Origin of the sequence: Paenibacillus koleovorans NBRC 103111 (assembly GCF_004000845.1) — a bacterium.
Taxonomy (GTDB): domain Bacteria; phylum Bacillota; class Bacilli; order Paenibacillales; family NBRC-103111; genus Paenibacillus_AA; species Paenibacillus_AA koleovorans.
The window spans coordinates 1-9,217 of record NZ_BIMA01000182.1; the positions used below are offsets into that span (position 1 = coordinate 1).

The 9,217-nt window shown below is 50.8% G+C and carries 3 protein-coding genes and 3 tRNA genes; all 6 read right to left on the reverse strand.

Going from position 1 to position 9,217, the window contains the following annotated elements; translation table 11 throughout:
* Positions 1 to 51: 51 nt before the first annotated feature.
* Complete coding sequence (locus tag PKO02S_RS30660; RefSeq protein ID WP_127588869.1) at positions 52 to 3,708, reverse strand: S-layer homology domain-containing protein; 3,657 nt, start codon at positions 3,706 to 3,708, stop codon at positions 52 to 54.
* Between the two features lie 260 nt (positions 3,709 to 3,968).
* Positions 3,969 to 5,105, reverse strand: a complete 1,137-nt coding sequence (locus tag PKO02S_RS30665) for a response regulator (protein ID WP_127588872.1) — start codon at positions 5,103 to 5,105, stop codon at positions 3,969 to 3,971.
* A complete protein-coding gene (locus PKO02S_RS30670; RefSeq protein ID WP_127588874.1) occupies positions 5,102 to 8,236 on the reverse strand; it encodes an ATP-binding protein in 3,135 nt (1,044 codons plus the stop codon). Before PKO02S_RS30670 ends, PKO02S_RS30665 begins: the two co-directional genes overlap by 4 nt.
* A gap of 399 nt (positions 8,237 to 8,635) precedes the next feature.
* A tRNA-Leu gene (locus PKO02S_RS30675) sits at positions 8,636 to 8,717 on the reverse strand.
* Positions 8,718 to 8,763: 46 nt separating this feature from the next.
* Positions 8,764 to 8,839 (reverse strand) — tRNA-Lys (locus PKO02S_RS30680).
* A 39-nt stretch (positions 8,840 to 8,878) separates the two neighbouring features.
* Positions 8,879 to 8,953, reverse strand: a tRNA-Glu gene (locus PKO02S_RS30685).
* Positions 8,954 to 9,217: the final 264 nt, after the last annotated feature.

Genomic DNA, 9,217 nt, shown 5'->3' on the forward strand with positions numbered 1-9,217 from the left:
AGACACCGTTGCTGCGAGGCGGCGCCACAGCTGCTGAAAAGGGGGCGAGGTTCATATTGTCAATCCGTGTGGATCGAACGTCGCACTCGCCGCTTCGATATGCTTCAGCGCCCAATGGTTGGCGGGAACGTCCGGCCAGGATGATGTCACTGCCGCTTCCAGCGGTGCAATACCGAATAGAAGATTGATAACCACTATGGCTTCAGCTCTTGTCAGCTCGCGGTCGGGCCGGAAGCTGCCGTCGGGATATCCTTGCAAAATATGATGATCCTTCAACGCTTCAATAATCCCACCGGCCCAATGCGATTCGGTATCGGTGAATGATCTCCCCGGAAGTGCGCTCAAATCGAGCAAACGCGTGGCAATTACAGTCATCTCCGCTCTCGTAATTGCCCGATCCGGCTGAAAGCGGCCATCCGGGTAACCGATCATATATCCGTCCGCAACCACAAGCTGAACGCTCTCATAAGCCCAATGCGAATCCGCTAAATCGGGATAGATCGCATGCTCCATGCCGCTATCGTATGTTAATGATCGATACCTTATCAACAAGCTGGCTATTTGTGCGCGTGTAATCGATTGATCCGGCCCGAACGTGCCATCTGGAAATCCGGATATGTAACCCTTGCGTCCTGTGCTTTGACCTGTATTTTGCCCTGTGTGAAGGAACTCGCCCGCTCCAGGCTCTATAAGCATTCCGGAGTCGTTAAACAGGGTTCTTGAGCCTTCCCAGTATATCATACTAAATGTGCTGAACCGGTCCACTTCAAATTCAATACCGAGCTGGTCGGCGTTTTTGTACTGCATTACCTGTCCCTTCATCAGTTCCACAGTTCCGTCACTATGCTCAATAAAGATAACAAGGTTGTCCAGAATGTCCTGTCGCTGCTTGGGAGCCTCCGGCAATCGGTCATAAAGCGGCAAAGTAATGCGAATCGGACGATTCTGCATATTCGTCTCGATCATCATTGGTCGTCCCAGCACCCGCATATTCATGCTGGCCGCCCCCGACCATTGCTGCACCTGCGGATCCTCCAATGCCCTTTCGATGATACGTGTCTGCTGCCGTATATCCTTCACGGGCACAATGCGGAAGTACACATCCTCCCCCATATCCTTCATTGAACCATGAGGTATGAAAATCTTGGCATATTCAGTATAAAACTCAAGATGCGTCTGTCCGTTGACAAAACGCTGCAACGCCGCTTCAGAGATGTTCACTTTCGTTTCCAGCACGATATCCGCTTCATCGGGAATGACAACCCTGGCTGTGTCTATGCCCGATTGATTCAGCTTAAGAACGGTATCTTCGGCCTGACTTTCCGTCAGCCCGATCTCGTCCTTGACGGTCCCGTCAATGTCCGTTGTACGCCTAACGGTCGTCTGCACGATAGTGATACCCTCAAATCCGCCACCGGCCTCAACGTTCGCAATTATTTCTTCTACAATCGGTATCCGCACAGGCTCCGGAACTACGACTTGCGGATCTGAGGCCGGGTCTGGGACCGGATCTGGATCTGGGGCCGGATCTGGATCTGGGGCCGGGTCTGGGTCTGGGACCGGGTCTGGGTCTGGGGCCGGATCTGGGTCTGGTGCATTCACCGTTATGTTTACTGTCGCTTCATTGCTGATCTCGGCGCTTGCGGCACCATCACCGGTATCCGTCACGGTGAAGGTGAAGCTGTCAGCACCCGTATAATCCGGATTCGGCGTATAAGTCAGCATTCGGCCGGCCCCGCCCAGAATTCCATTGGCCGGTTGATTCGTTACCGTATAGATCAGATCGCTTGCTGCGGTTTCTGTATCGGTTCCACTAAGCGTGATTTCCTTCATGGTGTTGATAACCACTGTAACCAACTGTCCAAGTGCGGCCGGAACGTCGTTCACCGGGGCAACGTTGATCGTGACTGTCGCTGCAGCGCTTGTAATTCCATCCTCATCCGTTACGGTAAACTGCAGGCTGTCAGCTCCGTTGTAATGGGCAGTAGGCGTATACGTTACAATGCGTCCAACCAGATTCGCCGTCCCATGCTCCGGCACCTCCGTGATCGCATAGATTAAATCCGCCGCTGCCGTCTCTGCGTCGGCGCCGCTTAATGTTATTTGTATATTCTGCTCGTTCTCATCGATATTCACAACCTGGGCTGCTGCCGTCGGTCCATTGACAATAGAGAAAACAATCGCAGTCTCGGGTCCGGAAAAGTACGTCCATGTATCGATCGCCTTCACATCCCCGTAATCATGGGAAAACGCATGAGCTCCGGCAGCACTGCTTACACCTTCGCTGGCATCCCGCGGATTCGGCGCCCCAACGCCATCAAGGCTTATGGCCTCCCCATTGGCTGTCGTATAATTCGTGTCGTTATAATAAATCGTGAACGCATCCGTGCCGATTGGAAATACGCCAGGTGGGTTAAGCATCTCAATAATGATGCCATTGTCCGCAAACTCCACATCCAGCATCGGGAAGTGATACTCACCGCCCTTTATCATCACTTTGGCATTGTAACTGCCCGCAGGAAGATTGGCTCCATCCTTGTCCTTGCCGTCCCACTGCACCTCATTCAGTCCGGCTATCGTTGCACTCCCGATTACAACATCCGGTCCGCTGTCACTTGGATCGAAAATCCCGTCATTATCAACATCGATGATCAATCGATACGATGATGCCGTGGCCGTTGTAAACTGGAATTTCCCTCCCTCACCGATTAGCGCCTTTGATTCCGTATGACCGACAAAACCTGATCCTACCGGTTCCGGCGCGGGTAGCTGTGCGATCAGATCCGCCGGAAGCCGAGGACTTGGTTCGTTGAAGAAAATTCGATGCGTGACATCGTCAGCCGTATCCGGCATATTCGGGTTATGAACCGTAATATTGCCGCGAACCATATCCGCTTGAGGTACTGAACGATGCAGGGTCGTGTTCGTGGTAGCATCGATAAATCCGCGGTTGTTGGCAAACATCACAAACGCGAACGGGTTGATCCCATTCAGATTAACCCGATACCGATACCCATCCAGGGTCAACACAATGACCTCGGAATATATATTCGTACCTGCAATGTTGGAGCCTGAATTCAAGGCCAGATAGTTGGCATACATTCGCCCCTTCTCCTCGTTGGCTCCATCGCTGCTGACTGTTACATCCCAAGCTGCAATCGCGCTGCCCTGAACACCCCATAATTCATTCACCCATTTTCTGGCCGGATTATGAGCGCCGCCCTCTCCGACCGTTCCGTGAAACTCGACTGTCCACCAACCGGCCTCTTCTTCTGCCGCATCGACCGAAATGGTGAGCGGCGTATATGATCCTGGTCCGAATGGACCGACCTCTTCTTTGATCAGTGTATCGATCAGACCTTCTCCCGATGCCAATACATCCAGAACATGCGAGACACCCGATGGAGAAGTAACTACAATATCTTGTCCATCATAAGAGTTGTGCACACTGGAGCCCAAATACAGCGTCTCGCCCTCAAGCGCATACACATACAGAGTCGTTTTTTGCGCGATTCCCGCAATGTCGTTCCAGGGCATCCACAACATATAAGGTCGATATGCAGTATTGGGAGCCGGTCTGTTCTCCACCAGTTCTCTGCTGCCTTCCGCATGTGCAGCTTGCGAGAGTAAAGCTATTTCTGTCAACATGAGTAAGCTTGCCGCCAAACCAATGACGATTAATCTTAATCTTTTTATAACCCAAGCCATTCCATTTCCCTTCTTTCCTCATGATATTGGTCCCTCGGGTAGCCACATCGGCACATATCATTCATGCTACTAAAGGGGACTGAGCAAATACTGAGCAAAATGAGTAAACATGACAAAGAACCGTCCGCCATAAATCCACGAACGGTCATATCCCACTCAACTCGCAAGCACAGTTATGTACAGCATATAAATTACTGACGAAGAGCCCGTATCGTATCTCCCGTCAAGCGCTGATTTTGGTTTGGAGCCTTCAAACTTTCCTAATATTTAAGCAACTTCCTGATAGAAGCCGGCACATCGATCCCCAGCTCTTGTCGAAACATGGCTTCTACGCTTTCATAATGTTTATTGTAGCTTCCTACATCTCCCATTCTGATATAGGCTTGCAATAGTAATTCATGAAATTCTTCCTGGTATGGACTCATCTCGATAAGCTGCTTGAGCCGAGTAACCACCCGAACATCATCACGCGCGGCCAAGTAGAAGTCCACGATTCGTTTCAGCAATGCTTTATAGATAAATTGGAGCTGAGTCTGCATGCTTACCGTCCATGGAAAATCGTCCTCCCCCATATAGTCGCCCCGATATAAATCCGCCGCGTAATCGGAGGCATCGATGGTTTCGGAAGTAATTGCCTCCTTGCCGGCAGCCATCCGTATGAATTCATCTGCATCGCAGGTCATATTCGTCAATCTAAGCTGGTAGCCTTCGTCCACATATCGCAAAGACATATGCTGCTCGAACGCGTAAGCTTTAATCAATTTCCGGATCTGATACACACATGTATGCAAGTAAACCATTGCCCGTTCAATATCCATGTCCGGCCACAGCTGCTCCATAATGATTGTGCGATGCACGGCGCTGTCTTTGTTGTGGACGAGGTAGGCGAACAGCTCCTTCACCTTTGACATTCGCCATTTCACATACTCATTCTGCTCCGAGCCGACAAGCACTCTGAACTTGCCCATGCATTGAATCGAGCACACGGTTACGTTGACTTCGGAAGCCACGTGTCGAAGCGGGGCAGCACCTGATTGCCGGATTAGACCGGCAAGTCGCTGCACCGCCTTCTCCATCCGCTTGCTTCCAACCGGCTTCAATAAGTAATCCAGTGCATTCAGTTCGAACGCTTCGACGGCATACTGATCGTATGCCGTCACGAACACTACCTCCGCATGACACAGCTCCAACAGACGCCCAGCCACTTGCAAGCCATCCATGCCCGGCATCTCCACATCGAGGAACACCACGTCAACATCCAAGCCCGGGCAATGTTCAATCGCTTCCAGCGGATTCGTAAAGGTGCCCACCACTTGAATTTGCTTAAATTCGGACAATACATCCTGCAGCGCTTGAAGCGCATACTGTTCATCATCAATCAAGATCGCATTCATCATGCTGTACCTTCTTGCAGCATCTCCGTGCCGTTAAGCGGAATTCTCATACTTATACGCATCCCTTCATCGGCTACGCTCTCCATCTGGAGACCATAGCCATAAAATCGCCTCATGCGGGTCTCAATATTAATCAGTCCTACACCCGATGACGCCGACTCTCCATCGAACAAACGCTCGAGCCGCTCCGGCGACATTCCGACGCCGTCATCCTCCACTGTAATCCATACTGCGTCGTCCATTGAACGAATGCTCAATTTAATGGTACCTCCATTCATTCGTTTCATAATTCCGTGCCGTACCGCATTCTCCACCAGCGGCTGTATGCTTAGTGGCGGGATCAAGCATTCGATCGCAGAATCGATATCGTAGATCATTCGCAGCCTTTCTCCGAAACGCGCTTGCTCGATAGCCAAATAAGCCTCCACAAGCTGCAGTTCGACCTCCAGTCGCACGAATTGCTGTCTGTTGCGGAAGTCGAAGCTGCTGCGCAAATACAAGCTTAAATCCGTTAATAAATCAGTTGCTTTTTTCGGATCGCGCGGACAAATTCCGATAATCGTGCTGAGGGCATTGTAGAGAAAATGCGGTTTAATTTGCGCTTGCAGAAATGCGATTTCGGACTCAATCGCCTGCTCCACCGATCGTTTCATATCCAGCAGCGTGCGAACCCTGCCACGTAATTCATGCGAATAAAAGGGTTTAACCAAAAAGTCGTTCGCTCCTGCCGCAAATCCGCTTATCATATCCTCGGGCTCGCTTTTCACCGTCACTAACAGAATCGGCAGCTCGAACAACGTAAATTGCTCGCGTATGGATCGGCACACATCATATCCGGATATTCGCGGCATCATGACATCCAGTATAACGATATCAATAGAATGGGCATGATGGGGCTTCAGCATTTCAAGTGCCTGCTCGCCGCCGGATGCAATCAGAATTCGATACGGTTCTTGCGCCAGAACGTTCAGAATGACCTGCAGATTGGTCGGATCGTCATCGACTGCCAATATCGTGAAGCTGCCGTTCGGATGTTTGCGAATTGAGGGAGCTGCCGCTTCGGCTTCTTCATACAGGGAGGGTACTCGCGAATCCATGCTTGAGGGAGACCGTTGTTCTTTCATGGTGCTGACCGGCAAGGTGAAGGAAAAGGTCGACCCCGAACCGAGCATGGAATTCACGGTGATTTGTCCCCCGTTCAGCTCGACCAGTTGCTTCGTTATGGACAATCCCAGCCCCGTTCCTCCGTATTCACGGGAGACGGAGGCAGATACTTGTTCGAAGGATTGGAAAATGACCTCCTGCTGGGATGCCGACAATCCGATACCCGTATCGGTCACCGACACCCGCACCCAATTTCCAATGTGATCGGCCGTCACCTTGATCTCGCCCTCATTCGTAAACTTGATCGCATTACCGATCAGATTGTACAAAATTTGCACCAGCCGGTTTTCATCGGCATATACCGACGGGAGATGGTCGGGAATATTCACTGTCAACTCAATCGGTTTGTTTCCGACATAGTGACGGAACACTTCCAGATTGGCCCGCAATGCGCCTTGGAGCGACACGCTGCGCCGCTCCAGCGTAATCTCGCCATTTTTTAATTTGGAGAAATCAAGAATATCGCGAATCAGATTAACGAGCCTGCGCGCGACAGAAACAATCGTGGACATATTAGCCTGCTGCGCCTGGGTCATAGCCCCCGCGGATCCCTCCAGCATCGCTTGGGACATGTTAATAATGCCATGAAGCGGCGTTTGCAGCTCGTGCGAGGTATTCGCCATAAACTCATCCTTCATCCGATCCAGGGAAACCAACTTGTCCGACATCGTCTCAATCGTGCGGAACGCTTTGGAGAACCGCCTGGCCAGAACAATCGCCTGGACGAACACGAGCACGAACAAGCCGAAATGCATCATTTGCCTTTGCAGGAGCTGCAGCGCATTCGTCTCAAAGAAGAACCCTGTAATGTAAAACATATTGTACAGAATATCATGGAAGATGGCGATCATGAACATGGCGGTACCGAAAAGTTGCAGACGCGCCCCCTCTCTCTTGCGCACAACAGCAACAATGATGCCGGTTATAATCGACAAGGCCAGCAGCAGCATGAACATATGATAATATTGAATCAAATGCGTCGATATGCGGGTCGGTGTTACGATCACGGTAAGTAGGAACAGAGCGGATATCCACATCGTTACCCTGACAGTTATGCGCGGAATCTCATGAGGATACATCTGACGCAAATATAGGGTGAACACCAGCACGCCGCCATAATAGGTGGAATAGAGGAAAACAACCACTGCGCCAACCGATATGTCAGGGAAGAAGTTAAGGATGTACATTTCACCCGTGAACAACAGCCGGATCGCACCAATCATACAGCCGGTGGCAAAATATAAAGCTACCTTCTCCTGCGGACGCAATAAATAGATGCACAGATGGTACAAACCCATGAACATAAACACACCGAACAGGATCAGACCGACGGCTAATTCGTTCTCTCTGAGCTTCCCGATGGCGACGTCCGTTCCCAGATGCGGTGCATACCACATCCCACCGCGATCATAAGTGTAATTCGAAATATGTACGATAATATCGAATTCGGCAGAAGCCGTCTGGAAGGAAACGACTTGAGGAGCGAATCTGTCAACAGCCTGCCGCTCGTTATCCGCTGCCACACCGCATTCGGCCACGACCCTGTCATCGATCATAATGAGACAGGAGGTAGACCAGGTCGGGATTTTCAACGCTCGTAATCCGGGGTTATCCGCCGCTTTCACATGCAGCCGGTAGGTGGCATAGCCGAACCCGGGCAGCGGCTCACCACCCGTGTCATATTCCGTCCAAACGTTCGGTACCTTGGCCCACAGAGGAGGGGGTAATGGCTGTTCATTGAAGTCCTCCGCATCAAGAAACCGCTCCCAATAAAATTCCCATTCTCCTTGCAGGCTCACCATACCGTCCGTTTCAAATTGCCAATTCGTCAAATCGATCGTACCCCGAACAGCCTCGGGCTGCTGCATGGAGGCGGGTTGCTGCTGTATGAATCGTGTCAGCCATACGCCGGAAGCGATAACAAGCAGAACCAAGAGCCCCATGAGGATCATGCGTTTGTAAGATTTCATGAAAGCCCTCCCGCTTGACAGTCTCGCAAATAGCTCAGCCGATCATGCTTAGTAATACTGTCCAGCACCGGTAATTGGACGGTTTCGCCTTCAAAAAAATTTTCGATTTGCATGTCCCACACCCGCTCCCCGACCCGACGCTCGATTCAATGACTCTAGCATACACCATAATTCGCCATTTTCGGAGTCGTCAGGGTGCGGAATGTGAGTTTAAAGACAGATTCTTGAATTCCCGGCCATCCTTGAAGTCCTGTATAGCAAATTTTAACAACAAAAAAAACCACTCCCTTAACGATGATTTGTGCCATCGTAAGTTAGTGGGTTACTTTGTTAGAATCGGGTCTAAGTACAACCACTATCTAATTTCACCATGTTAAAGCCTCAAATGTACTGCTGTTATGCGGTCGGCGGGATTTGAACCCGCACACCCACTGGGCACTACCCCCTCAAGATAGCGTGTCTGCCGTTCCACCACGACCGCGTATAAAGGAACTGTATTAGGTTGCCAACCATTCTGAGGAAAATGGTGGTGAGCCATGTAGGACTCGAACCTACGACACCCTGATTAAAAGTCAGGTGCTCTACCGACTGAGCTAATGGCTCTCATGCTGCTGCTCCTGACCGGGAGTCGAGCAAAAAAAATGGTGACCCGTAGGGGATTCGAACCCCTGTTACCTCCGTGAAAGGGAGGTGTCTTAACCCCTTGACCAACGGGCCATTTTTCAGTGCCGTTTTTAGCGACAAGTGTTATTATAGCGGATCTTCGCGTGGAAGACAAGCTTTTTGTTAAGGAATTTTTTCGCAGCCGTTCGGTCAGGGATATGGTTAGTGTTTGCTTGTTAATTGGGTGTTACTCGGTCCGTTTTCAGGTTGGCTGAGGGGATAGACGCTATTCCCACAATTATCAGTTTCTCATCCCTTCCCCAAGCACGAAAAAACGACCGTATGCACGGTCGTTTTTCTTAGCGGAGAGAAGGGGAT

What these genes read in the sequence shown, in the direction of transcription:
- PKO02S_RS30660 (WP_127588869.1), bottom strand. Translation starts at nt 3,708, where the DNA reads ATGGCTTGGGTTATAAAAAGATTAAGATTAATCGTCATTGGTTTGGCG.
- PKO02S_RS30665 (WP_127588872.1), bottom strand. Translation starts at nt 5,105, where the DNA reads ATGATGAATGCGATCTTGATTGATGATGAACAGTATGCGCTTCAAGCG.
- PKO02S_RS30670 (WP_127588874.1), bottom strand. Translation starts at nt 8,236, where the DNA reads ATGAAATCTTACAAACGCATGATCCTCATGGGGCTCTTGGTTCTGCTT.